Here is a 22,572-nt window from a genome sequence, read left to right on the forward strand (position 1 = left end):
CCGCTCCACGGGGAAGCGGGGCCTTCGTGCGGTGCCGGAGCGCCGGGCTCAGTTGCTGCAGACGCCCTTGCCCAGCAGGCCGATGCCGCACAGGACATTGAGCCCGATGCCCGTCGGGCCGTCGTCGGTCACGGTCACCGGACGGTGCTTGACGAAGTTCTCCGGGCCGTCGGCCGCCACCGCGGCGGAACCGGCACTGAGCACCAGGGCGCTCGCCGCCACAGCCGCGGCAATTCCGGTACGGATACGCATTGCGCCTCCAAGGGAAGGTTGTGCTGACAGTAAAACGATCACGGCCGTCCCCGGAGCGCGCGATTTGTGATGCTCCGATCGAGCCATCGACGGAAACAGGACCAGAGCGCCCGCCCCGTCGCGTCGTCCCGCGCACTCCTCCTCCGGCTCCCGGACACCGGGGGCTCAACCCAGTGGAGCGGGGTCGGGCCACCGTGTGATGAGGGCGCGGGCCTTGTGGAGGGTGGCGCTCTTGTCGAAGCCGGCGGGGGCGTCGGAGCGGGGCGTGTGCCAGGTGGTGGCGCGCAGGGTGCCGCGGTCGCGGTACGCGCGCATGATCCGCCGGTGGTCGGGGCGCGCCACGAAGCGCCGCAGGTCCTCCTCGTCGTGCCAGAGGGAGACCGACCCGGTGCGCGGGCGCAGCAGCCCGGGGACGGTCCAGAGCCAGAGGCCTATCGCGCCCTCGACGTCCGGCCAGGCGCGGCGCAGGGCGAGCCCGGCCCTGGTGACGCCGACCGCGTGCCAGGGCCGGTGCGGGGCGAACTCGGTGAGGCTGACGACGAGGGGACCGGGCCCGTCGTGAGCCGCGGCGGGCCCGGGCTTCCACGCGGCGAACCGGACTGCGGGGGACGGCATGGCACTCTCCTCGTTCTCTCAAACAATATGCACGACCGTTCGGTTAAATGTAGCAGGGCGGCGGCGTGCACCGGGTCGAGTAACCTCGTCGGCGCCAGGAGGACGGCCCAGGAGAGCGGGTGGACGAGGGCGTGGCAGGCACAAAAGGCGAAGGGCGGGTCGACGGGCGGGTCGCACGGGGGAACGAGACGCGGGCGCTGATCCTCAAGCGCGCCGTGGACCTCGCCTCCGTCGAGGGCCTCGAAGGGCTCTCCCTCGGACGGCTCGCGGGCGAGCTGAAGCTCAGCAAGAGCGGCGTCTTCGCGCTGTTCGGCTCGAAGGAGGACCTCCAGCTCGCCACCGTCCGCGCGGCCGTCGAGGTCTACGTACGCCATGTGGTCCGGCCCGCCGCCGAACTCCCGCCCGGCGTCGGCCGCCTGTGGCACCTGTGCCTCAACTGGCTGGCGTACTCCCGCGACCGCGTCTTCCCCGGCGGCTGTTTCTTCTACGGGGCCGCCGCCGAGTTCGACGCCCGCGAGGGCAAGGTCCACGACGCCCTGGCCGCCGCCCGCGCCGACTGGCGCGCGTACGTCGAGGAGACGGTGCGCGAGGGCCAGGCGGCCGGTGAGATCGACGCGGGGACCGACGCCGCCCAGCTCGGGTTCGAGCTGCTCGCCTTCCTGGAGATGGCCAACGCCGAATCGGTCCTCCACGACGAGTCCGGCAGCTACGACCGCGCGGCCACGGCCCTCCTCACCCGCCTCCGCGCGGCCACCACGGACCCCTCCCTCCTCCCGGACGCCCCGTGAGCCCGTTGAGGGGCCTGACGGAACTGTGGGAGGACCGGTGGGGGGAGTGCGCGCCCGTGGCGCATCTGCTGCGGGGGCCGTACCGGGACGTGTGGGTACGGTTCCACTCCCTGCCGGGCTCGAAGCGGTACCCGGAGGACGAGCGTGAGTACGGGATCGCGCTGGACCGCTACAACACGGTGCTGGACGAGCTGTTCGCCGGGCAGGACGTGTACGTGATCGCGCCGGTGTGGACCGACGGCCCGCGCGTCCCGCACGGCGGTCAGGGCGGCGGCCCGGGCGGCGTCCCCGGTGCCGTCCACTGGCGGAGCCTCCCCTTCACCGACGACCCCGACCCCGAATTCCACGTCCACTGCCACCTCTTCGCCGCCCGGCGCCCCTGGCGGCGCGGCTGCGTGGACGGGCTGCTGCGGGACGTCGCCGACGACCGTACGGCGGACGTCATGATCGCCGACACCGGACTGCGGCGCGTCCACCACCCGTACGACGGCGGCGCGGACGTCTTCCTCGCCTCGGCCGGGGAGCGGGACCGGATGCGGGAGCGGCACGCGGAGTGGCTCTCCTCGCACCCGGCAGGCCTCTGAGCGAGCCGATGCCGAAGGAGAAGCCGACGTAGAAGACGCTCAGCCCGGCGACCGCGAGGTAGCCGGTCGCGGTGGTCTGGTCGGGCTGCGCGAGGACCAGCGCCATCGTCAGATGGCCGACGACCATGGCCGTGGTGCCGAGCAGCAGGGGACGGCGCCGCCCCCCCAGCGGTCCACGACGAGCATGGACAGCACGACGCCCAGCGCGGCCACGGCCTGGACGAGGGCGGAGACGAGGAGGGAGTCGGACTCGCCGCTGATGCCCGCTGTCCTGAAGATCGTGGGGCCGTAGAACAGCACGGTGTTGTTGCCGGTGATCTGGACGAAGAAGCCGAAGGCGATGACGAAGAACGTGGCGCGGGCGTAGCGCCTGGTGAACATCTCCCGGAAGCGGCCCTGTTCGCCCCCGGCCAGGTCCGCCTCGATGGCGTCGAGCCGGGCGCGCGCGTCGCCCCGGGGATCGACGCGGCGCAGGGTGGCCGGCGCCTCGTCGTACCGGCCCTTCGGGACCGCCGCTTTCCCGGCCGCCGCGCAGGCTCCGTCCAGGGCATCGGCTCGGTCCCGGGCCCCGGGCCCGTAGATCACCAGATCTCGACGAGCCAGCCCAGGAAGAAGACGGCGAAGCAGACGACGATCACGGCGATCAGGGCGACCGGTGCCTTGCTCCAGCCCTTGGCCGGGTTGTGGGACTCGTCGGGGCCCGCGTCCGGGGTGCTGCCCTCCGCCGGGGGCGTCTCCCCCGGGGGCACCTGGCCGCCGCGCTCCAGACCGGGGGTCCGGTCGGGGTCCGGGTCCGCTTGTCGGGGTGTCATGCCCGACGGGTGGACCCCCACACGCCGCGCAAACGTCCGTACGGAACGCCTGTACGGGACGTTCCGTAACGGTGCCGCCGCGTCACGTTTCGCCTCCGTGCCGTGGGCACCCGGCGGGACGGATCCTGGATGGTCCACCGGGGACGAGGCGCCGGGCCGGCGGTCACCGCATGTCAGCGGTCCGTGGGTCGGGCGCCTCGACGCGGGTGTGACGGGAGCGCACGGTGGTACTCGCCTTCATCCGGATCCGCGAGATGCTGATGCGCTCGCGATCGCCCACGATGGGAGGAGCGATCGATTCCGCACGTTGACGAGCGCGCTCCGCGAGGCCCGCAGCACGGCGTTCCACGGCGAGCGCCCTTCCGCAACCGGCCCCGAACGAGGAGGTGAGCGCTGTGACCTGCACTTCCCAGCCCCCGTTGTCCGGTCGACGCCCCCACCCCGACACCCCCGACACCTCCGCCGAGTTCGCCGAGCTGGCCCGGCTCGGTGACGGGCCGGCCAAGCGCACCCTCCAGGACGAGGTGGTGGCCGCGTGGCTGCCGCTGGCGCACCGGCTGGCCCGCAGATTCCGCAATCGCGGCGAGTCGCTGGAGGACCTGGAGCAGGTCGCGGCGCTCGCCCTGGTGAAATCCGTCGAGCGTTACGACCCGGAGCAGGGGACCGGCTTCCTGTCCTTCGCGCTCCCCACCATCCGGGGCGAGCTGAAGCGGCACTTCCGGGACTACATGTGGGAGGTCCACGTCCCGCGCCGCGTCCAGAACCTGCGCAACCGGGTCCGCAACAGCATCCGCGAACTGGAGGCGGCCACCTCCCGTCCACCCACGGTGCGCGAGGTCGCCGAGCACAGCGGCCTCCCCGAGGACGACGTACGCGCCGGTATGGAGGCCCTGCACAGCTTCACCTCGCTCTCCCTGGACGCGTCCGCGGCGACGGGCGACGAACCCGGGGGCCGGGAGGGGCAGTTGACCGAAATCCTGGGCGAGGAGGACCCCGGCTACGACACCGCGGTGGACCGCGAGGCGGCCAGAACGTATCTGAGCTGTCTGCCCGAGCGCGAGCAGCGCATCCTCTACCTGCGCTTCTTCCAGGGCCTCTACCAGCACGAGATCGCCGAGATCCTCGGCATCTCCCAGATGCACGTCTCCCGCCTCATCACCGGCGCCTGCCGCCAGGTCCGCGAGGCCGTCGACAACGACGAGCCCGCGACGCGGTAGGGGGCGGCCGGGCCGACGTCACAGTGGTTCGACGAGCCCGTGCGGGGTTGTCCACAGGGCTACCGGGCTCGGCCGCGCGGCCATACCGTCGTGCTGGACGGGAAGACAACGGGGACAAACGGGGGTAGTCATGCACGGAGTGGTGATGGACGACAAGGCGGCCCAGGTCCTGGCCGGACTGCCCGACGACGCCGCGTGGCACGAGGTCGCCGAGCTGTTGGCCGACGTGAGGGCCCGGCCCAGGGCCCATCCCGATGTGCGGGAGATCGTGGGCGCCGAGGTGCGGGAGGCGTTCTCCGCCTTCGGCTGGGTGCAGTACGCGGTGCGGGACGGCGCCGTCGCGGTGCGCGACATCGGCTGGACCGGCTGAGAGCCGGAGAGCCGGAGAGCCCGGAGTTGACCTTGACACGGTGACAAGGTCTTCACTGCGTGCCGAGGAGGTGGTCGTCGTGACGGTCACGGGACAGGGCACGCGGGCGGAAAGGGCGCTCCGGGGGCTGGAGGACGAGCGGGCGTCCGTGAGGCTGAGCGCCGCGCTGGCGGTCGGATCGGCACCCGACGGGCGTTACGTGGAGGTGCTGGTCGAGCGCTGCGCGGTCGAGCCCGAATTCTTCGTGCGGGACATGCTGACCTGGGCGCTCACCCGGCACCCCGTGTCCCTGACGCTTCCGGCGCTGCTCCGCGAGGTCCGTTCGGAGCGCACGCAGGCGCGGAGCCAGGCGTTGCACACGCTGTCCAAGCTCGGGGACCGACGGGCGTGGCCCGCGCTCACGCCGGAGCTGCTGTGCGACGCCGAGGACGAGGTGGCCCGGAGCGCGTGGCGGGCCGCGGCCGTGCTCGTACCGGACGGTGAGGAGACCGCGCTGGCCACGGTGCTGGCGACGCAGCTCGGCCGGGGCGGCCAGGAGACACAGCGCAGCCTGAGCCGGGCCCTCGTCGCCCTGGGCGAACCCATCGAGCCCGTCCTCCACGCCGTGATGACAACGAAGACGCCGCCGCCACCCCCGGACTCGGGCCCAGGCTCGGATGCCGGGTCCGGTTCGGGCCCCGGCCCCGGCCCGAACCCAGCCCCCGGCTCGGGCGTCGGCCCCGGCCCCGGCTCGGGCCCCGGCTCTGGTTCTGGCGCGGACCCCGACTCCGGACCGTGCCTCGGGGCACCCGCGTACGCGGGTGCGTACGCGCATGCGCTCGCCACGCGGCGGCTGCTGCGCGACCCTGACATCGGGTTCGCGTTCGCGATCGAGGAGGCGAAGCGCGTGGTGGCCCTCGGGGGGTCGGGTCGGGGGGAAGATTAGGGCGTGTTGATCGGTGAGGTGGCGCGGCGGTCCGGGGTCAGCGCGCGGATGCTGCGGCACTACGAGTCGCTCGGCCTGGTGCGCCCCTCGGGGCGCACCGGTTCCGGGTACCGGGCGTACGCGCCGGAGGACATCCGGCGGATCTTCCACATCGAGAGCCTGCGCTCGCTCGGGCTGCCGCTGCGGGAGATCGGCCGCGCGCTCGACGAGCCCGGATTCGAGCCCTCCGCGCTCGTCGGCGACCTCATCCGGCAGACGCGCGAGCGGATCGCCGCGGAGACCGAGCTGCTCACCCGGCTGCGCCGGATCGACGCCGCGGGCCCCTCGGGCTGGGAGGACGTCCTCCAGGTCGTCGCGCTGCTCCAGGCGCTCCAGTCGAAGAGCGCCGGTACGCGCCAGCGCGCGGCTCTCTCCTCCGCCGACGAGGCCCCGGTCCCGGTGGAGGCCCTGGCCGAGGCGGCACTGAGGGAGACGGACGCGAACGTCGCCGGGGCCCTGCGCTGGGCCCTGGCCCGGGCGGGCGACGGCGCCGCGAAGCCGCTGGCCGAGGGGCTCGGCTCGCCGGTCGCCGCGGTGCGGGTGCGCGCCGTGCGGTCCCTCGCCGAGATCCCCGGCGAGGAGGCCGCCGCGCGGCTGCGGGAGGCCCTCGCGCACCCCGACCGCGCGGTCCGCGGATACGCGGCGCTGGCCCTCGGGGCGCAGGGCGAGGCCGCGTCGGTGCCGCCGCTCGTCGAGATGATCGTGGACGGCATGAACGACACGGACGCCGCTGACGCGCTGAGCGTGCTGGCCGGCGACGCGGCGACGGCGGACCGGATCGCGGGCATGCTCGTCGACCGCCTCGCCCTCGACGGCACGGAGGCGCCCGCGCGCGGCCGCCTGACCCAGGCGCTCGCGGGCATCCCGGGAACGCGGGCGTCACATGCCCTGGCGGAGCTGGCCCAGGACCGGGACCGCGCGGTCGCGCTCACCGCCACGTATCTGCTGCGGCTGCGCGACGACGCGCCGGGGACGTGACGTCCCCACACCGACGGCCCCGGCCCGCCCCGCCCCGGCCCGCCCCGCTCAGGCCCGGTCCGCTCAGGCCCGGTCCGCTCGCGCGCGGAGGCCTGCCAGGACGGTGTCGAGCATGCGGTCGAACTCGGCCCGCGAGCCGAAGCCGCCCAGGCGGTGGGCGAGGGAGGCCAGCGTCGGGTGCGTGCCCGCGTCGATCGTGGGCACCGCGTCCGGCCCGGTCTCCCCGCCGCTGGTGCGGGCCAGCAGGAGACCGTTGAGGAAGCTGATCAGCACCATGGGCGCGTCCGCGGCCAGTTCTTCGTCCAGCCCGGCGTCCCGCATCGCGGTGAGCAGCCGTTCCAGGGCGGAGACGAGCGCGGGGGAGGTCTCCGAGAGCGCCGCGGGTGAGGTCTGGGCGTGCGTGAGGAGGAGCGGGAAGATCCGCGGATGGCGGAGGGCCATCTCCCGGTAGCTGTAGGCGAGCCGACGGGCCAGTTCCTCCCAGCCCTCCGGCGCCCCCGTCCCCGCCCCCGTCCCTGTCCTCGTCTCCGGGCTCTCGCCGCCGTCCGCGATGCCGACCTCGGCGAGCACCGCCTCGCAGACGGCGTCGAGCAGCGCCGCCTTGCCCTTGATGTGGTGGTAGATCGACATCGGGTCGACCCCCAGCTCGTCCGCCAGCCGCCGTACCCCGAACCGTTCCGGGCCGTCGCGGTCGATGAGCGCGACCGCGGCCTCCGCGATGCGTGTGCGGTCGAGCCCCGCCGAGGTGCCTCGTGCCCGTCGTGCCACGTCCACGTCCTTTCCGTCCCGCGTCCGCCCGCGTTCCCGCTTGCCAAACCTACGACGTAGAACTTACCGTGCAAGCGAAACCTACGCCGTAGGTTTGACACGGAGGGGAGGAGGTGGGGTGCGGTGAAGGAGCTGGTGCGGCCGTATCTGCCGGGGTTCGCGGGCGTGGTCGTCCTCCAGGTGGCGGGCGCCCTCGCGGGGCTGGCGCCGCTGCTCGCCGTCGTCGAGCTGGGCCGCACGCTGCTGGCGCCCGGGCCCGCCGACCGAGGGCACGTCTGGACGGTCGTCGCGCTCGGCGCGGCCGGCCTGTTCGTACGGCTCGGGTGCACGGCGGCGTCGTCCGGGGTGGCGCATCTGCTCGACGGGCGGGTGCAGTTGGCGCTGCGGCGGCGGCTGGCGGCGAAGCTGGCGCGGGTGCCGCTCGGCTGGCTGGCCGGGCGGCGGACCGGCGAGCTGAACAAGGTGGTGGGCGAGGACGTGGGCGCCGTGCACCCGTTCCTCGCGCACGCGCCGGGCGAGCTGGCCGCCGCGTTCGTGGTGCCGCTGGTCTCGGCGGTGTACCTGTTCACCGTCGACTGGCGGATGACGCTGATCACCCTCGTCCCGGTCGTGCTGGCGCTGGCCCTCGTGCCGCTGATGACGACCTCGGCCCGGCAGCGCGAGCAGCGCGATTTCGACGCGGCCATGGCCCGGATCGCCGATACGGCCGTCGAGTTCGTACGGGGCATCGCGGTGATCAAGGCGTTCGGCGGGGGAGAGCGCGCCCACCGCGCGTTCCTCACGGCGACGGGCCGCTTCGCGGACGTCTTCGGCCGCTGGGTGCGCGGCATCTCCGCCCCCGCCGCGGGCATGCAGCTCGTGCTCTCCCCGCCGTTCGTCCTGCTGGTGGTCGTCACCGGAGGCGCGGCCCTGATCACCGGCGGCTCGCTGGCCCCGGCCGATCTGCTGCCCTTCCTGCTCCTCGGCCTCGGACTGACCGCCCCCGTCGCCGCGCTCGGGCACGGCTTCGACGATCTGCAGGCGGCCTGGCGGGCGCTCGGCCGGATCCGCGAGGTGCTCGCGGTGCCGCCGCTGCCCGAACCCGCGCACCCCGCCACGCTCCCGGCCGCGCCCCGGGGGCCCCGGGGGCATCGGGCCCACCGGGTGGAGCTGAGCGGCGTCCACCACGGCTACGAGCCCGGGCACGAGGTGCTGCGCGGCGTCGATCTCACCCTGGAGCCGGGCACGTTCACCGCGCTCGTCGGCCCCTCGGGCAGCGGGAAGTCCACACTCGTCCAGTTGCTGCCGCGGTTCTTCGACCCGACGCACGGCACGGTCTCCCTGGGCGGCGTCGATCTGCGCGAGCTGAGCAGCCGCGAGCTGTACCGGCACGTCGCCTTCGTCTTCCAGGACGTACGGCTGCTGCGCGCCCCGGTCGCCGACAACATCGCCCTGGCCGTGCCCGACGCCGGACGCGAGGCCGTCGAACGGGCCGCCCGGCAGGCGGGCATCCACGAGCGGATCCTCGAACTGGAGCGCGGTTACGACACCGTGCTCGGCGAGGAGGCCGCCCTCTCCGGCGGCGAGGCCCAACGCCTCGCGCTGGCCCGCGCGCTGCTCACCGAGGCACCGGTGCTCGTGCTGGACGAGGCGACCGCGTTCGCCGACCCGCTGACCGAACGCGCCGTGCGCGAGGCCCTGTCCGCGCTGCGCGGCACACGCACCCTGCTGGTCATCGCCCACCGCCTGGAGACCATCGCCGACGCCGACACGGTCCTCGTCCTGGAGGACGGCGTGATCACCGAGCGCGGCCGCCCCGCCGAACTCCTCGCCCGAGGCGGCCCGTTCGCCGCCCTCTGGCAGGCCCACCGGTCGGCGGCGACGGACACGGGAGAGGCGGCGCAGACCCTGACCGCCGCCCCCGGAAGCACATCCGACGAGATCCCGCACGCCGTACGGCAAGGAGGCGAGCCGCGATGATCCGCACGCTGCTGCGCGTACTCGGCCCCGAGTACACCCGCCCGGTGCGCCGCACCGTGGCCCTCATGACCGCCGCCGCCCTCGCCGAGGGGCTGTCCTGCGCGCTGCTGGTGCCGGTGCTGCGGGCCCTGTTCGGGTCCGAACCCGGGGACGTATGGCCGTGGCTGGCGGCGTTCGGCGCTGCCGTCGCGGGCTGTGCGGCGCTGCGGTACGTCGCCGACCTGTCCGGGTTCCGCGTGGGGACGACGATGCTGCGCGGCATGTACCACCGGCTCGGCGACCATCTGGCCCGGCTGCCTCTCGGCTGGTACGGCGCGGGCCGTATCGGCGAGGTCTCGGTGCTGGCCAGCCAGGGCGTGCTCCGGGCGATGAGCGTGCTCGCTCACGTGCTGGGCCCGTTCCTGTCCGCCTGTGTGACCCCGCTGACACTCGTCGCCGTGTTGCTCGGGTTCGACTGGCGGATGGGGCTCGCGGCGCTGGTGGCCGTGCCGCTGGTGGCCGCGGTCCAGGCGTGGTCCGGCCGTGCGACGGGCGAGGCCGACGCGCGGCGCGCCGCGCACGAGCGGCAGGCCACCGCGCGCGTGCTCGAATATCTCGGGGCGCAGCCCGTCCTCCGGGCCGGGGGCCGCGCCGACGAGCGCTTCGAGCTTCTCGACGCGGCGCTGCGGGACATCGAGCACACCTCGCGCCGCCTCACGCGCGCCACGCTGCCGGGGGTCCTGGGCCTGACGCTCACCGTGCAGGCCGTCTTCACGGCCCTGCTCGCCCTGGGCGCGTTCCTCGCACTCGGCGGAGACCTCGGTACCGCGGACGTGCTGGCCCTGCTGGTGCTGGCCGCGCGCTGCGCCGACCCGCTGCTGTCCCTGGCCGACATCGGGGGCCGGATCCGCGCCGTCCGCGCGGAACTGGGCCGGCTCGACACGGTGCTGCGCACCGAGCCGCTGCCCGAGCCGTCCGACCCGGTACGGCCGGCGGGCCACGGCCTGGAGTTCGACGCCGTCACCTTCCGGCACGGCGACGGCCGTACGGTGCTCGACGGCGTGTCCCTGACCGTCCCCGAGGGGCAGCGGCTCGCCGTCGTCGGCTCCTCGGGCGCGGGCAAGAGCACCCTGCTCCAGCTCCTCGCGCGCTTCCACGACCTGGAACCCGGCTCCGGCGCGGTGCGTATCGGCGGCGCCGACGTGCGGACGGTCGCCTCCGACGACCTGATGGCGCGGATCGCCCTGGTCTTCCAGGACGTCTACCTCTTCGACGGCACCATCGAGGAGAACGTACGCCTGGGCCGCCCCGAGGCCACCGGGGCGCAGGTGCGGGAGGCGGCGGCCGCGGCGCGGCTGGACGAGGTCGTCGCGCGCCTCCCGGACGGCTGGGCCACCGGCGTCGGCGAGGGCGGGGCCCTCCTGTCCGGCGGCGAACGCCAGCGCGTCTCGATCGCCCGGGCCCTCCTCAAGGACGCCCCCGTCGTGCTGCTGGACGAGGTGACGTCCGCACTCGATCCGGTGAACGAGGCAGCCGTCCACGAGGGCATCGAGCGCCTCATGGCGGGCCGGACCGTCGTGATGGTCGCCCACCGCATGCGCACCGTCCACCGCGCCGACACCGTCGCCTTCCTGGACGGCGGCCGGGTGGCCGAGCAGGGCACACACGAGGCCCTGCTCGAACGGGACGGCCGCTACGCCGAGTTCTGGCGCCTGTCCCGGGAGGAACCCCGCCCGTACGTGTGAGCGGCGGCGGCCAGCACCTCCAGCGTCTCCGTCCGCTCCTCGCCCCACGGGACCGCGATGAGATCGGTCGCGCCCGCGTCCCCGTACCGTTCGAGCGCGCGGAGCACCTCGGACTCCGAGCCCACGACCGCCGTCTCCGCGACGTTCGTCAGCCCGTCGCGCTCCAGGACCGCGCGGTACGCGGGCATGGCCGCGGCGCCCCCGAACGCCGCGGCCAGCTCGTCCCGCACCCGGTCCGGCTCGGCGGTGACCGCGACGAAGGCCGAGACCACGACGCGCGGCGCGACACCCGGCGCGGCCCCCGCCCCGACTCCGGGCACCAGATGACGGGCGATCAGGCCCGGCCGTACCCAGGTCGCGAGCGTGCCGTCCGCCAGCTCGCCCGCCAGCCGCAGCATCCTCGGGCCGAGCGCGGAGAGCAGCACGCCGGGCGCCCGCGCGGGGGGCACGCCGGAGCCGCCGCCCGGCACGTCGAGGCGCGTGACCGCCGTGAGCCGTTCGCCCCGGTGCTCGACGGCCTCGCCGCGCAGCAGGGGCCGCAGGATCTCCAGATACTCCCGGGTGTGCGCGACCGGCGCCTCGTACGGGATGCCCCACTGGCCCTCGACGATGCCGGGATGGCTGGGTCCGATGCCGAGGGTGAGCCGCCCGCCCGTGAGCGACTGCACGGTCAGCGCGGCGGCGGCCAGGTTCACCGGGTGCCGGGGGTACGTCGGCACGATCGCCGTCCCCAGCTCGACGTCCGGCGGGCCCGCCGCGCCGACCGCCGCCAGCACGCCCAGCGGATCGTGGCCCGTGGGCCCCTGGTTGACCCAGGCGTGCGCGAAGCCGCCCTCGGCGGTACGGCGCACGGCAGCGACCGCCTCGGGGGCGCTCAGTCCCGTGTCCATGGTGTGGATTCCGACTCGCATGGTGACGAGTCAAGCCCGGGAATGCGGGCCGAACCAGACGCGTTCGCCCTGCGCAGTCATCACGTCCCGTGATGAGTGAGGGAGGGGTCGGTCGCCCATGGAGCTGCGCGCGCTGCGCTATTTCGTCGTCGTCGCCGAAGAGCTGCACTTCGGGCGGGCCGCCGAGCGGCTGCACATCGTCCAGCCCGCCGTCAGCCAGCGCGTCGCCCGGCTCGAACGGGAGCTGGGCGTCGGCCTCTTCGACCGCTCGACCCGGCACGTCCGGCTGACCGACGCCGGGCACCGGCTCCTCCCGCACGCCCGCGAAGCGCTCGCCGCCGCCGAACGCGTCCGCGCCACGGCGGCCGAACTCGCCTCGGAGCAGTGCGGCGTGATGCGCATCGGCACGGGTTCCGGTTTCGGCGCCCGCCTGGCCCACGGCGTACGCGCGCTGCGGCACGCCCACCCCGCGGTCGAACCCGTGCTCGTCGACCGCCCCGTGGCCGCCCGCCTCGACGGCGTACGCCGCGGCGAGCTGGACTTCGCGCTGGCTCTGGGCGTACGGGAGGGCACGGGAGAGACGCGCGGGCTGCGCGTCCTGCCGGTGTGGAGCGAGCCGCTCCACGCGGTGCTGCCCGCCGGGCACCCGCTGACCGCCGAGCGCGCGCTGCCTCTCGCCCGGCTCGCCGCGCTGCCGTTCCGCTTCCCCTCGCGGGAGCGGGACGCGCCGCTCCACGCCATCGCCACCCGCGCCTTCCACGCCGCGGGCGTCCACCCGACGCTGGGCCGCCCGGCCGGAACGGTCCAGGACACCCTCCTGGAGATCGGCACCAGCGCCGACACCTGGACCCTGGCGACCCCGGGCATGCTCGCCTCGGCCCCGTTCCCCGCCGCGTCCCAGGTGACCGGTGTCCCCCTCACCTCCCCGCCGGAGGTACCGGGCACCCTGGTCGCCCCCGGACAGCTCACCGAACCCTGCGCCCGCGCACTGGTCCGCGCCTTCTCCGGCCGGGGCGGAGCCGGGGCCGGGCCCGGGGGCGCGGGGGCTGCCGGGGTCAGCCCTGAAGACGGGCGCCGATCCTGAGGAAGGCCTGGACGAGAGGGGCCTGGGGGAGGGACGGGGAGACGATCTGCGAGGCGTAGTGGACGACGACCAGGTCGAGGGCGGGGGAGACGAAGAGCCGCTGGCCGTGGATGCCGCTGGCCATGAAGGAGCCGTACGGATCGTTCGGGACCCACCACAGGTCGTGGTAGGAGAGGGTGGCGGGCGCGTCGGGCGGGGCCGCGGGGAAGCGGACGCGGCGCGGGTAGCCGTCGGGCACGCCGGAGACGATCGTGGAGGCGACGGCCTCGGGGACGATCTGGCGGTCGCCGAGCGCGCCGCCCAGCCGGACCATCTCGCCGAACCGCGCCAGATCGCGGGCGGTGGCGCTGAATCCGCCGCAGGCGGCCTCGGTACCTTCCCCGTCGAGCACGTAGTAGGCGTCCTCCTCGGCGCCGATCCGGGACCAGATCATCTCGGAGAGCAGCGCAGAGGTGGTGGTGCCGGTGACGCGCCGCAGCACTTCGGCGAGGGCCTCGACGTTGCCGTTCTCGTAGCGGAACTCGACGCCCGGCACGCCCGTCGCGCGCGCCGTGGCGAGGTGTTCGCGGATGGTGGCGGGGCCGGTGTAGCCGTACGGGCGCAACCGGGGCGCGAGCACGGCGAAGTAGCGCTGGGCCTCCAGCGCCTTGTCGTACGGGCGGCCCGCGTAGCTCATCCGGGTGCCCATGTGGAGCAGGTGGTCGACGCGTGCCTCGCCGAAGGCGGTGCCGGCGAGTTCGGGGACGTACTTGGTGACCTCCGCGTCCCGGTCGAGCGCGCCCTCGTGGGCGAGGACCGCGGCGACGAGGCCCAGATAGGACTTCGCGGCCGAGGCGTTGAAGTGCGGTACGTGCGGCTCGTACCCGTGCAGGTACCGCTCGTGGACGAGCGTCCCGCGGTGCAGGACGAGCAGGGCGTCGGTCTCGGCGCCCGCGAGCAGCTCCGCGAGGGAGAGCGAACGGCCGTGCGGGCCCTCGAAGTCCAGGCCGTCGAGCGCGTCGGGTGCCTCGGGAGAGCCCGCCTCCTGCCGCCCGCGCGATGACGGCGACGGCACCGGCGACGGTGACGGCAACGGCTCCGGCGTCCCGGAGCCCCGCCAGACACGGCAGCTCGGCAGCAGCTCCCGGCCCGAGGTCGTGTGCCATCGGGCCCAGGCCGGGTCGGTGTATCCCCGCGCCCAGGCGAGGTCGGCCAGGGGAGGCGTACCGGTCATGCGTGCGCTCCGCTCGTGATCGTCGGCCATCGCCGTCGTCCGTCGCTGAGCTCGTTACCGTACATTGTGTTCGGTAACTCGACCAGAGTGCACCCTCAGGGCGTGAGGTCGAGGGCCCCGGGGGCGTCGGAGGGGGTGAGTCCGGTGGCCCAGACGCGGCCGTAGACGGACAGGTCGCGCAGGTGGGCGGTGATCTCGGCGGCGCTGTACCCCGTGTCGTTCTCGACCCACCAGGTGAGCAGGCCGATGAGTTCGCCGGTCCACGCGCGGGCGACGACGTCGAGGGGGATCCGCGGCACGACGCCCAGTTCCTCGGTGCGCGCGCGGAACGCGGACTCGGCGTGCGCGCAGATCAGGTCGGTGAACTCACGCAGGGCGCGCCCGTCGCCCTCGCCGCGCAGCACGACCCGGTAGACGGCCTTCTCCTGCTCGGCGTGTTCGAAGACGTACTTCACCGGCAGGCCCGTGAAGCCCTCGGCGTGCGCCTGCCGCACGGCCGGCAGGAGGCGTTCGCGGTCCTCGGCGAGGTCCCGGACGATGCCGACGAGCAGGTCCTCCTTGTCGCGGTAGTGCGCGTAGAAGGTGGCGCGGCCGACGTCGGCGCGTTCGGTGATCTCCTCGACCGTGATCGCCTGGAACCCCCTGTCCAGGACCAGTTCGACCAGGGCCTGGCGCAGTGCGGCGCGCGTCCTGCGGACGCGGCGGTCTCCCGCGGGCTTCGTGTCCACTTCGCTTCCTTCGTCTCCGGGTCCCCGTCCTCCGGACCGTTGACCTGACCCTAACGCTGGCCTTACGTTGCCGCACACCAAGCTAGTTACTGGACATGTTGTTCAGGAACGAAGGAGTGTCGCCATGAATCTCGGGCGGTACGTGCGCCGGTCTGCCGGTCACCACCCCGATGCCGAAGCCGTGGTCTGCGGCCCCGTACGGCTGACCTACGCGGAGCTGGACGAGAGCAGCGACCGGCTGGCCGTCGCGCTGCGCGGCCTGGGACTGGGCCGGGGCGACCGCGTGGCCACCCTCGCCGCCAACCGCGCGGAGCTGGTCGTCACCGAAGTCGCCCTCTACAAGGCGGGGCTGGCCCGCGCGCCGATCAACGCCCGGCTCGGCACCGCGGAAGTCACCCACCTGCTCACGGAGTCGGACGCCCGGGTCCTGCTCGTCGACGCCGCCCACCTGGAGGCCGCCCGCGCCGCGGTCCCCGGCACCGGCGTGAAGACGGTGCTGGGCTACGACGGCGCGAGCGACCTCGGCCCCGGATACGCGGAGACGCTCGCCGCCACCGCCCCTGAGCCCGTCGAGGCGGACTGCTCCGAGGACGACATCGCGGTCCTGCACTTCACGTCCGGCTCCACCGGCAAGCTCAAGGCGGCGGTCCAGACGTACGGCAACCGGCTCGCGCTGCTGCGCAAGTCGGTGATGAGCGCCGCCACCCGCGTCGGCCCCGGCGACCGGCAGATCCTCGCGGGCCCCGTCACGCACGCCTCGGGCATGCCGCTGCTGGGCATCTTCTTCGCGGGCGGCTGCGCGGTCGTCCTGCCGCGCTGGGACGCCGAGGAGTTCCTCGCGACCGTCCAGCGCGAGCGCGCCACCCACGCCTTCGTCGTGCCCACGATGGTCAACACGCTCCTCGCGCTCCCGGCCGCGCGGGACTACGACGTCTCCAGCCTGCGCCAGCTCATCTACGGCGCCGCGCCCATGTCACCGGCCCGCATCCGCGCGGCCTGGGACCTGTTCGGGCCCGTGCTCTCGCAGGGCTTCGGCTGCGGGGAGACCACCTCGGGCGTGCTCTTCCTCACCACCGAGGACCACCGGCGCGCGATCGAGGACGGGGACGAGGAGCTGCTCCTGTCCTGCGGACGGCCGCTGGCCGAGGCGGAGGTGCGGATCGTCGACGAGAGCGGGACGCCCGTTCCCGACGGGGAGATCGGCGAGATCGCCGTCCGCGGCCCCGACGTCGTCCCCGGCTACCACAACGCGCCGGACCTCACCGCCGAGTCCTTCCACGACGGCTGGTTCCGCACCGGGGACCTCGCCCGCCGCCGTTCCGACGGATACGTGTTCATCGTCGACCGCAAGAAGGACATGATCATCTCCGGTGGCTTCAACATCTACGCCGTGGAGGTCGAGTCCGTCCTGCACCAGCACCCGGGGGTGTACGAGGCCGCCGTCGTCGGCGTCCCCGACGCGCGCTGGGGCGAGGCCGTCCACGCCGTCGTCGTGCCGCGCGACGACGCGCCCCTCGACGGGCCCGCGCTGATCGACTTCTGCGCCGGACGCCTCGCCCGGATGAAGAAGCCCCGCTCCGTCGACGTCGTGGACGCCCTGCCCCACAACCCCAACGGCAAGATCGACCGCCGCGCGATCCGCGAGCGCTACTGGGCGGGCACCGAGCGCCGCGTCCACTGACCCCCGCACAGGCACAGAGAAGGAATCCCGCCATGCCCTACACCCTCGAACCCTCCTACGACGACAACCCCCGCCTCCAGGACCTCGTCGAACGGCTGCGCGCGTACCTGACCGGCGAACTCCTCCCGTACGAGCAGGCGCACGGCATCACCGCCGAGAGCGCGCTCGACCGCCCCACGCTGGAGCACGTCTGGAAGCGCAGCGCGGAACTCGGCTTCTACGGCATCAGCCTGCCGCCCGAACTCGGCGGCCAGGGCCTGAGCTTCACCGAGCTGTGCGCGCTGAAGGAGGAGCTGACCGCCTCCGGGGCCGCCCTGTCCCACTCGGTGCTGGGCGACATGGGAGGACCGCTGCGCGTCGGCGCGCTCATGAAGTACGCGACCGAGCACCAGCTCGACCGCTACCTGATGCCCGTCGTCCGCGGCGAACTCGCCTGCTGCTTCTCGATCACCGAGCAGGACGCGGGCTCCGACGTACGCAGGATGCGTACGACCGCGACGCCGGACGGCGACGACACATACGTGCTGGACGGGCACAAGGTCTTCTCCTCCGCCGCGCCCTTCGCGGACTTCGCGATCGTCGTCGCGCGCATGGCCGGTGCGGAGGAGGAGTACAGCGCGTTCCTCGTCGACCTCGACACCCCCGGCTGCCGGGTGCTGGAGGGCGAAGTGCCCATGTCGGGCCAGCGGATGGAGGGCGACCTGGTCTTCGAGGGCTGCCGGATCCCCGCCGCGAACCTCCTCGGCGAGATCGGCCAGGGGCTGCGCATCGGCATCGGGCGCATCACCCTCAACCGGCTGCTGCACTGCCCCTCCCTGATCGGCGCCGCCCGGCGGGCCTGGGACCTGTCCGTGGCGTACTCCAAGAGCCGCGTCGCCTTCGGGCAGCCGCTGCTCGCCCTCCAGTCCGTGCAGCACAAGCTCGCCGACATGGCCACCGAGCTGTACGCGGCCCGTTCCATGGTCATGGCCGCCGCCGCGCGCGCCGACGGCGGCGAGAACATCGCGGTCGAGGCCAACATGTGCAAGCTCTTCACCTCCGAGGCCTGCTTCCGCGTCGCCGACCAGGCCGTACAGCTCCACGGCAAGGCGGGTCTGACCCGCGGCCACGAGGTCGAGCGGATCTTCCGCACCCTGCGGATGTTCCGGATCGTCACCGGCACCACCGAGATCCACAAGAACGCCATCGCCAAGGCCCTCGTCTGAGCCAGGCCCGCGTGCGGCGTGCGTCAGCCCCGTACGGAGCCGGGCCCTACCCGCAGGAGTCACCCATGGCTTCCCAGCCCTCCGCGCCGCCCACCGGCCTCCCCGCCGCAGAGACGGCCGCCCCTCCGCCGTACGACCGGGTACGGGCCTGGCTCGTCACCGCCATGATCGTCACCTTCATGGTCGTCAACTTCGCCGACAAGGCCGTCCTCGGCCTCGCCGCCGTGCCGATCATGGACGAACTCCACATCAGCCACGGCACGTACGGGCTGATATCCAGCTCCTTCTTCCTGCTGTTCAGCCTCGCCGGGCTCGTCGTCGGCTTCGTCTCCTCCCGCGTGTCCAGCCGGACGCTGCTCTTCGTCATGACGCTGACCTGGGCCGTCGCCCAACTGCCCGTCCTCGTCGTGGCGGCCGTGCCCACGCTGGTCGCGGGCCGCGTCCTCCTCGGCGCCGCCGAGGGTCCGGCCGCCTCGATGTCCATGCACGCCCTCTACAAGTGGTTCCCTCCGCACCGCCGCGGGCTCCCCTCCGCGCTGCAGATCAGCGGCGCCGCGCTCGGCACGCTCGTCTCCGCGCCCGTCCTCACCTGGCTCATCACGGCCCACGGCTGGCGTTCCGCGTATGTCGCGCTCGCCGTGGTCAGCGCGACCTGGGCGCTGGTCTGGTGGCACGTCGGCCACGACGGCCCCTTCGACGACGCCCGCCCGGCGCGCGCGGCACGACGACGGGACGTGCCGGACGTGCCGGACGTGCCGACCTCGCCGGACGTACCGGACGCGCCGAAGGCGGCCGCGCGCGTGCCGTACCGCAGGCTGCTGCTCACCGGCACCGTCCTGGGCAGCGTCTCCAGCGCCTTCGGCGCCTCCTGGGCGCTCTCCCTCAGCCAGGCCTGGCTGCCGTCCTACCTCCGCACCGAGAGGGACATGACCCCCGGCGCCGCCGCGAGCACCATCAGTGCCATCGCGGCCTTCAGCCTCGTCCTGCTGCTGACGGTGTCCCCGCTGATGGACGTGCTCAAGGCACGAGGCGTCACCAGCCGCTGGTCCAGCGGCGCCACGCAGGGCATCGCGGTCTGCGTCGCGGGCTGCGCGATGGCCGCGTTCCCCTTCACCGACGCGCCCCTCGTCCAGCACCTGCTGATCGGGCTGGCCTTCGGCACCGGCGCGGTCGCCGTCCCCCTCCACTACATGACCGCCGCCGAGGTCGTCCCCGCGGCCCAGCGCGGCGCGCTCTTCGGCATCGTCGCCGCCACCGGCACCCTCCCCGGACTCGTCGCGCCCGCCCTCACGGGCCACCTCATCGACGCGGCGGACACCACGGCCTCCGGCTACACGTACGCCTTCCTCATCAGCGCCGCCGTCATGCTCCTCACCGGCCTGCTCGCGGTGGCCTGTATCCGGCCGGAGCGCGACGCGGCACGCCTGGCCCCGTACGTCTGAGGCTCAGGCCGCGGTGACGACGAGGGAGACGTTCTGGCCGCCGAAGCCGAACGAGTTGCTGAGCACGGCCTCCTGGGGGACGTCCCGCCGCTCCGTGACGACGTCGAGGGCGATGCCGGGATCGACCCCGGCCGCGGCGAGGTTACGGGTCGGCGGAACGACCCCGTGCTCCACGCTGAGGACGGCCACGAGCGCCTCGATCGCACCGGCGGCGCCGAAGAGATGGCCCAGCGACGCCTTGGGGGCCGTCACGGTGGCGCGGCCGAACAACTCGCCGACCGCGTGCGCCTCGGCGGCGTCACCGACCGGGGTCCCGGTGGCGTGGGCGTTGATGTGGCCGACGCGCGCGGGGTCCAGCTCCGCCTGGGCGAGCGCCTTCCGCATGGCCGCGAGCTGACCGGCGCCGTCCGGCGCGGGTGCCGTGATGTCGTGGGCGTCGGCGGCGATACCGGTGCCCGCGAGCACGGCGTGGACCCGGGCACGCCGTGCGGCGGCGTGCCCGGCGCTCTCGAGCACCACGACGGCGGCGCCCTCGCTCAGCACGAACCCGCTGCGGTCGGCGGCGAACGGCCGTGACGCCGAAGCGGGTTCGGCCGTGTGCCGCGACAGCGCCCGCGCCTGGGCGAACCCGGCGACGGTGATCGGAGTGATCGCGGCCTCGGTCCCGCCCGCGATGACCACGTCCGCCTCCCCGGCACGGATGAGCCTGGCCCCGAGGGCGAGCGCCTCGGCGCCCGAGGAGCAGGCCGAGACGGGGGTGTAGGACCCGGCCCGTGCGCCGTACTCGATGCTGATCAGCGCCGCGGCGGCGTTCGGCATGAGCATCGGGACCGTGCGCGGCGAGACCCGCCGGGCCGTCCCGGCCGCCTCCAGCGCGTCGTCCTCCTTCAGCAGCGTACGGACGCCTCCGATGCCCGTGCCGATCGCCGAGGCGAGCCGGTCCGGGTCCACCTCCGGGGCACCGGCGTCCGCCCAGGCCTCGGCCGCCGCGGTGAGCGCCGCCTGCTGCGCGCGGTCGAGCCGCCTGGCCCGCACCGGCGGCAGCGCACCGGCGGGGTCGGCCGCCATCGTCCCGGCGACGGTCCCGGGGAGTCCGGCGTCCCTGATGCCGGACTCGCCCGCGAGCAGGGCGTCCCAGGTGGACTTCACGTCCCCGCCGAGCGGCGTGATCGCGCCCAGTCCGGTCACGACGACTTCTGTCCGGTGCATGTGTTCCGCCCCTTCTTGTATGCGATACAAGCGAACGGCTTTGTTGTATCACATACAATTCCGGTGTGAGGAACGAGGAGAGCGCGAGCGGGGCGAGCGCGACAGAGGAGAGCAGGAACGAGGAGAGCCGGAGGGCGGACGCCGCGCCCCCGGCCCCGCCCGCGCCGCCCGCGCCGCCCGGGCGTGGGCACGCGACGAAGCGGCGGCTCGTCGAGGCCACCGCCCGGCTCTGCGAGAAGCACCCCGGGGGGCAGGTGAGCGTCGCGGAGATCGCGAAGGAGGCCGGGGTCTTCCCCAACCAGGTCACGTACCACTTCGGATCCAAGGACTCGCTGCTCGTGCACGCGGCCTTCCTCGGCCTGCTGCACGACACCCGGCGCATCGAGCGCATCGGCCGCCAGGCCCCCGACGCGGCGGCCTTCCGGCGCAACATCGCCCGGGCCGTCCTGGCCCTGCCCTCGCTCCCGTCGGTCGCGCACGCCCTCGCGACCGGAATCTCCAAGCCCGAGCTGGCCCCCGTGGTCGACCAGCACCTCCAACTGCTCTTCCGGCAGTCCGAGCGGTTCGTGAGCCGCCTCGTCGAGGCCCGTGGCTGGCACGCCCGCAGACCTCTCGCCGTCGAGGTCCGTACGTTCTGGAGCACCGCGCTCGGTGCGGTGCTGCTCGTCCGCGCCGGGGCCCACGGCACGGGCGCCGACCTCGACCTCGCCGGATCGCTGACGATCCACGACGACGGCCCCTGATTCCCCGCTGGTTCCCTTACGCGAACGGCGGGGTACGCCGCGCTCCGGTGCGCGCGGCGTACCCCGCCGTGGCCGGTCCGGTCCGCGTCAGGCGGCCGGCGCGTCAGTCGCCCGGCAGGTCGGGCTGGACGTCGACGCAGTTCAGGGCCACGTAACCCTTCTTGCCCTTGTACGAGACCTTGACCCACTTGCGGGAGTTGATGGTGCCCTTGCTGCCGCAGTGGTTGTGCGTGCCGCCCTTGTAGACCCGCATGTTGTCGGAGCCGGACCAGTTGGCGGCCTTGCCCATCGCCTTCTTCGGGAAGAGACCGACGGCTGTGCTGCTGAGCTTCGTGCTGGTCCGGAGCTTCACCGACTCCGTGGCCTTGACCGGGGTGGTCCCGGCGGCGGAGGCCCCAGGGGCCTGCACCAGGGCGAAGGACGCGGCGGCGGCGACTCCGACCCCGACAAACGTGGCGATCCTGCTCTTGCGCACTCGTGCTCCATGAGATGTGTGTGACGTGCGTGCCGGCCGGAGCCGGTCTCGGTCAGTGGCGCTCCGCGCGCGGGGACGTGCGCCGCGGCGTCGGGCGTTGGCGCGTGGCGCTCGGCGCGCGAGGCGAACCGCTCACGATTCTGCACACGGTTCGCCGCGCCTCCGGCCCTGTCGCCCTTCAGGAACGTGCAGTGCAGGAATACGCAAGCGGGGCACAGGAGGGGCGTCGCGGGGGGGATTCATCAACCCCACTCACCTCACTGGCCACACGTGGCACGATCCCCCCTGCACAACAAGCCTGCACAACAAGCCTGCACAACAAGGAAGCCAGGAACGGAAGTTGAGAACGGGGAACGCCATGCGCGTTTGCAGGACGGCGGCCTGCCTGGCCGCCGCGGCGGCACTGATGGCCGGACTGACCGGCTGCTCGGACGACGGCGGCTCGGGCGGCGGGAAGAAGTCGCGGGGCGCCGGGAGCGAATCGGGCACTGACACCGGGGACGGGGCGGACGGGAAGATCACCGTCGAGTTCCAGCTCACCGGCGACTCGCCGACCAGCGTCTACATCCCGGGCATCGTCTACAAGAACGGCCAGTTCGAGGATTACGACGTCGAGAAGGTCAAGACGCCCTGGAAGAAGAAGTTCAAGGTCGACCCGGGCAGAACCCTGTCCATCCAGTCCGGGCCCGAGAACCCGAAGCGGTCCATCGGCTGCAAGGTCATCGTGAACGGCGAGGTCAAGGACCAGGAAACGCGGCGGTACAAGGAGGGCTCCACCCTCACCACCGGCTGCACGACGTCCTCCTAGGCGGGCGTCCCGCTGCTGAGCGGGCCCCCGAGAGCGCGCGGTCCGGCCCCGGGGCATGCGCCC

At 73.8% G+C, this 22,572-nt stretch carries 24 protein-coding genes; 14 read left to right on the forward strand and 10 right to left on the reverse strand.

Annotation, left to right across the window (positions count from 1 at the left end; translation table 11 throughout):
* Nucleotides 1-48: 48 nt before the first annotated feature.
* Nucleotides 49-252, reverse strand: a complete 204-nt coding sequence (locus tag ABD343_RS37325) for a hypothetical protein (protein WP_344534895.1) — start codon at nt 250-252, stop codon at nt 49-51.
* A 165-nt stretch (nt 253-417) separates the two neighbouring features.
* Complete coding sequence (locus ABD343_RS37330; protein ID WP_344534897.1) at nt 418-867, reverse strand: hypothetical protein; 450 nt, start codon at nt 865-867, stop codon at nt 418-420.
* Between the two features lie 131 nt (nt 868-998).
* Here ABD343_RS37330 and ABD343_RS37335 point away from each other — a divergent pair, with 131 nt between their 5' ends.
* Nucleotides 999-1,655, forward strand: coding sequence for a TetR/AcrR family transcriptional regulator (locus tag ABD343_RS37335; RefSeq protein ID WP_344534899.1), 657 nt, complete (start codon nt 999-1,001; stop codon nt 1,653-1,655).
* Nucleotides 1,652-2,239 (forward strand): DUF3885 domain-containing protein, encoded by a 588-nt coding sequence (locus ABD343_RS37340; RefSeq protein WP_344534900.1) that lies wholly within the window; start codon nt 1,652-1,654, stop codon nt 2,237-2,239. Before ABD343_RS37335 ends, ABD343_RS37340 begins: the two co-directional genes overlap by 4 nt.
* A gap of 108 nt (nt 2,240-2,347) precedes the next feature.
* Here the strand turns inward: ABD343_RS37340 and ABD343_RS37345 are convergent, their stop codons facing one another.
* Nucleotides 2,348-2,824, reverse strand: coding sequence for an MFS transporter (locus ABD343_RS37345; protein ID WP_344534902.1), 477 nt, complete (start codon nt 2,822-2,824; stop codon nt 2,348-2,350).
* Nucleotides 2,821-3,051, reverse strand: coding sequence for a DUF6480 family protein (locus ABD343_RS37350; RefSeq protein ID WP_344534904.1), 231 nt, complete (start codon nt 3,049-3,051; stop codon nt 2,821-2,823). The genes ABD343_RS37345 and ABD343_RS37350 overlap by 4 nt, the downstream gene beginning before the upstream one ends.
* 395 nt (nt 3,052-3,446) lie before the next feature.
* Between ABD343_RS37350 and ABD343_RS37355 the strand changes: the two genes are divergently transcribed.
* From ABD343_RS37355 to ABD343_RS37370, 4 genes are all read left to right on the forward strand, one after another.
* Entirely contained in the window at nt 3,447-4,268 is an 822-nt protein-coding gene (locus ABD343_RS37355; protein ID WP_344534906.1) for a SigB/SigF/SigG family RNA polymerase sigma factor, read from the forward strand.
* 130 nt (nt 4,269-4,398) lie between these two features.
* Complete coding sequence (locus ABD343_RS37360) at nt 4,399-4,638, forward strand: hypothetical protein (RefSeq protein WP_344534908.1); 240 nt, start codon at nt 4,399-4,401, stop codon at nt 4,636-4,638.
* 40 nt (nt 4,639-4,678) lie between these two features.
* A complete protein-coding gene (locus ABD343_RS37365) occupies nt 4,679-5,563 on the forward strand; it encodes a HEAT repeat domain-containing protein (RefSeq protein ID WP_344534910.1) in 885 nt (294 codons plus the stop codon).
* A 3-nt stretch (nt 5,564-5,566) separates the two neighbouring features.
* Nucleotides 5,567-6,580 carry a MerR family transcriptional regulator gene (locus tag ABD343_RS37370; RefSeq protein ID WP_344534912.1) on the forward strand — a complete coding sequence of 338 codons (1,014 nt, stop codon included), beginning with the start codon at nt 5,567-5,569 and terminating at the stop codon, nt 6,578-6,580.
* Between the two features lie 63 nt (nt 6,581-6,643).
* Here the strand turns inward: ABD343_RS37370 and ABD343_RS37375 are convergent, their stop codons facing one another.
* On the reverse strand, nt 6,644-7,348 hold the full coding sequence (locus ABD343_RS37375; protein ID WP_344534914.1) for a TetR/AcrR family transcriptional regulator: 705 nt from the start codon (nt 7,346-7,348) through the stop codon (nt 6,644-6,646).
* 123 nt (nt 7,349-7,471) lie between these two features.
* Between ABD343_RS37375 and ABD343_RS37380 the strand changes: the two genes are divergently transcribed.
* Nucleotides 7,472-9,307 carry an ABC transporter ATP-binding protein gene (locus tag ABD343_RS37380; protein ID WP_344534915.1) on the forward strand — a complete coding sequence of 612 codons (1,836 nt, stop codon included), beginning with the start codon at nt 7,472-7,474 and terminating at the stop codon, nt 9,305-9,307.
* Nucleotides 9,304-11,031 carry an ABC transporter ATP-binding protein gene (locus ABD343_RS37385; protein ID WP_344534917.1) on the forward strand — a complete coding sequence of 576 codons (1,728 nt, stop codon included), beginning with the start codon at nt 9,304-9,306 and terminating at the stop codon, nt 11,029-11,031. Before ABD343_RS37380 ends, ABD343_RS37385 begins: the two co-directional genes overlap by 4 nt.
* Here ABD343_RS37385 and ABD343_RS37390 read toward each other — a convergent pair.
* Entirely contained in the window at nt 10,980-11,942 is a 963-nt protein-coding gene (locus ABD343_RS37390) for a TIGR03564 family F420-dependent LLM class oxidoreductase (RefSeq protein ID WP_344534919.1), read from the reverse strand. The genes ABD343_RS37385 and ABD343_RS37390 overlap by 52 nt on opposite strands.
* A 97-nt stretch (nt 11,943-12,039) precedes the next feature.
* Between ABD343_RS37390 and ABD343_RS37395 the strand changes: the two genes are divergently transcribed.
* Complete coding sequence (locus ABD343_RS37395) at nt 12,040-13,005, forward strand: LysR family transcriptional regulator (RefSeq protein WP_344534921.1); 966 nt, start codon at nt 12,040-12,042, stop codon at nt 13,003-13,005.
* On the opposite strand, the gene ABD343_RS37400 is transcribed toward ABD343_RS37395, so the two are convergent.
* Nucleotides 12,977-14,218, reverse strand: coding sequence for a serine hydrolase domain-containing protein (locus ABD343_RS37400; RefSeq protein WP_344534923.1), 1,242 nt, complete (start codon nt 14,216-14,218; stop codon nt 12,977-12,979). The two genes, ABD343_RS37395 and ABD343_RS37400, sit on opposite strands and share 29 nt — an antisense overlap.
* A gap of 95 nt (nt 14,219-14,313) precedes the next feature.
* The gene (locus ABD343_RS37405; protein WP_344534924.1) at nt 14,314-14,946 is read right to left on the reverse strand and encodes a TetR/AcrR family transcriptional regulator; all 633 of its coding nucleotides are present in this window, start codon (nt 14,944-14,946) and stop codon (nt 14,314-14,316) included.
* Nucleotides 14,947-15,070: 124 nt separating this feature from the next.
* Here ABD343_RS37405 and ABD343_RS37410 point away from each other — a divergent pair, with 124 nt between their 5' ends.
* The 3 genes from ABD343_RS37410 (at nt 15,071) to ABD343_RS37420 (ending at nt 19,274) form a co-directional block, all read left to right on the forward strand.
* Nucleotides 15,071-16,627 carry an acyl-CoA synthetase gene (locus ABD343_RS37410; RefSeq protein ID WP_344534926.1) on the forward strand — a complete coding sequence of 519 codons (1,557 nt, stop codon included), beginning with the start codon at nt 15,071-15,073 and terminating at the stop codon, nt 16,625-16,627.
* Nucleotides 16,628-16,659: 32 nt separating this feature from the next.
* Nucleotides 16,660-17,832, forward strand: coding sequence for an acyl-CoA dehydrogenase family protein (locus tag ABD343_RS37415; RefSeq protein WP_344534928.1), 1,173 nt, complete (start codon nt 16,660-16,662; stop codon nt 17,830-17,832).
* A 65-nt stretch (nt 17,833-17,897) separates the two neighbouring features.
* Nucleotides 17,898-19,274, forward strand: a complete 1,377-nt coding sequence (locus ABD343_RS37420; RefSeq protein WP_344534930.1) for an MFS transporter — start codon at nt 17,898-17,900, stop codon at nt 19,272-19,274.
* A gap of 3 nt (nt 19,275-19,277) precedes the next feature.
* Here ABD343_RS37420 and ABD343_RS37425 read toward each other — a convergent pair whose 3' ends face one another.
* Complete coding sequence (locus ABD343_RS37425) at nt 19,278-20,483, reverse strand: beta-ketoacyl-[acyl-carrier-protein] synthase family protein (protein WP_344534932.1); 1,206 nt, start codon at nt 20,481-20,483, stop codon at nt 19,278-19,280.
* Between the two features lie 65 nt (nt 20,484-20,548).
* Between ABD343_RS37425 and ABD343_RS37430 the strand changes: the two genes are divergently transcribed.
* A complete protein-coding gene (locus tag ABD343_RS37430; protein WP_344534934.1) occupies nt 20,549-21,226 on the forward strand; it encodes a TetR/AcrR family transcriptional regulator C-terminal domain-containing protein in 678 nt (225 codons plus the stop codon).
* A gap of 103 nt (nt 21,227-21,329) precedes the next feature.
* On the opposite strand, the gene ABD343_RS37435 is transcribed toward ABD343_RS37430, so the two are convergent.
* On the reverse strand, nt 21,330-21,701 hold the full coding sequence (locus ABD343_RS37435) for a hypothetical protein (RefSeq protein WP_344534936.1): 372 nt from the start codon (nt 21,699-21,701) through the stop codon (nt 21,330-21,332).
* Between the two features lie 358 nt (nt 21,702-22,059).
* Here ABD343_RS37435 and ABD343_RS37440 point away from each other — a divergent pair, with 358 nt between their 5' ends.
* Nucleotides 22,060-22,509 carry a hypothetical protein gene (locus ABD343_RS37440; protein WP_344534937.1) on the forward strand — a complete coding sequence of 150 codons (450 nt, stop codon included), beginning with the start codon at nt 22,060-22,062 and terminating at the stop codon, nt 22,507-22,509.
* Nucleotides 22,510-22,572 lie beyond the last annotated feature (63 nt).

Origin of the sequence: Streptomyces albiaxialis, assembly GCF_039530985.1 — a bacterium.
Lineage (GTDB): Bacteria > Actinomycetota > Actinomycetes > Streptomycetales > Streptomycetaceae > Streptomyces > Streptomyces albiaxialis.

Coding starts and splice junctions, on each gene's coding strand:
- ABD343_RS37440 (WP_344534937.1), top strand. CDS start 22,060: ATGCGCGTTTGCAGGACGGCGGCCTGCCTGGCCGCCGCGGCGGCACTG.
- ABD343_RS37395 (WP_344534921.1), top strand. CDS start 12,040: ATGGAGCTGCGCGCGCTGCGCTATTTCGTCGTCGTCGCCGAAGAGCTG.
- ABD343_RS37410 (WP_344534926.1), top strand. CDS start 15,071: ATGAATCTCGGGCGGTACGTGCGCCGGTCTGCCGGTCACCACCCCGAT.
- ABD343_RS37330 (WP_344534897.1), bottom strand. CDS start 867: ATGCCGTCCCCCGCAGTCCGGTTCGCCGCGTGGAAGCCCGGGCCCGCC.
- ABD343_RS37325 (WP_344534895.1), bottom strand. CDS start 252: ATGCGTATCCGTACCGGAATTGCCGCGGCTGTGGCGGCGAGCGCCCTG.
- ABD343_RS37400 (WP_344534923.1), bottom strand. CDS start 14,218: ATGACCGGTACGCCTCCCCTGGCCGACCTCGCCTGGGCGCGGGGATAC.
- ABD343_RS37350 (WP_344534904.1), bottom strand. CDS start 3,051: ATGACACCCCGACAAGCGGACCCGGACCCCGACCGGACCCCCGGTCTG.
- ABD343_RS37420 (WP_344534930.1), top strand. CDS start 17,898: ATGGCTTCCCAGCCCTCCGCGCCGCCCACCGGCCTCCCCGCCGCAGAG.
- ABD343_RS37390 (WP_344534919.1), bottom strand. CDS start 11,942: ATGCGAGTCGGAATCCACACCATGGACACGGGACTGAGCGCCCCCGAG.
- ABD343_RS37425 (WP_344534932.1), bottom strand. CDS start 20,483: ATGCACCGGACAGAAGTCGTCGTGACCGGACTGGGCGCGATCACGCCG.
- ABD343_RS37385 (WP_344534917.1), top strand. CDS start 9,304: ATGATCCGCACGCTGCTGCGCGTACTCGGCCCCGAGTACACCCGCCCG.
- ABD343_RS37415 (WP_344534928.1), top strand. CDS start 16,660: ATGCCCTACACCCTCGAACCCTCCTACGACGACAACCCCCGCCTCCAG.
- ABD343_RS37360 (WP_344534908.1), top strand. CDS start 4,399: ATGCACGGAGTGGTGATGGACGACAAGGCGGCCCAGGTCCTGGCCGGA.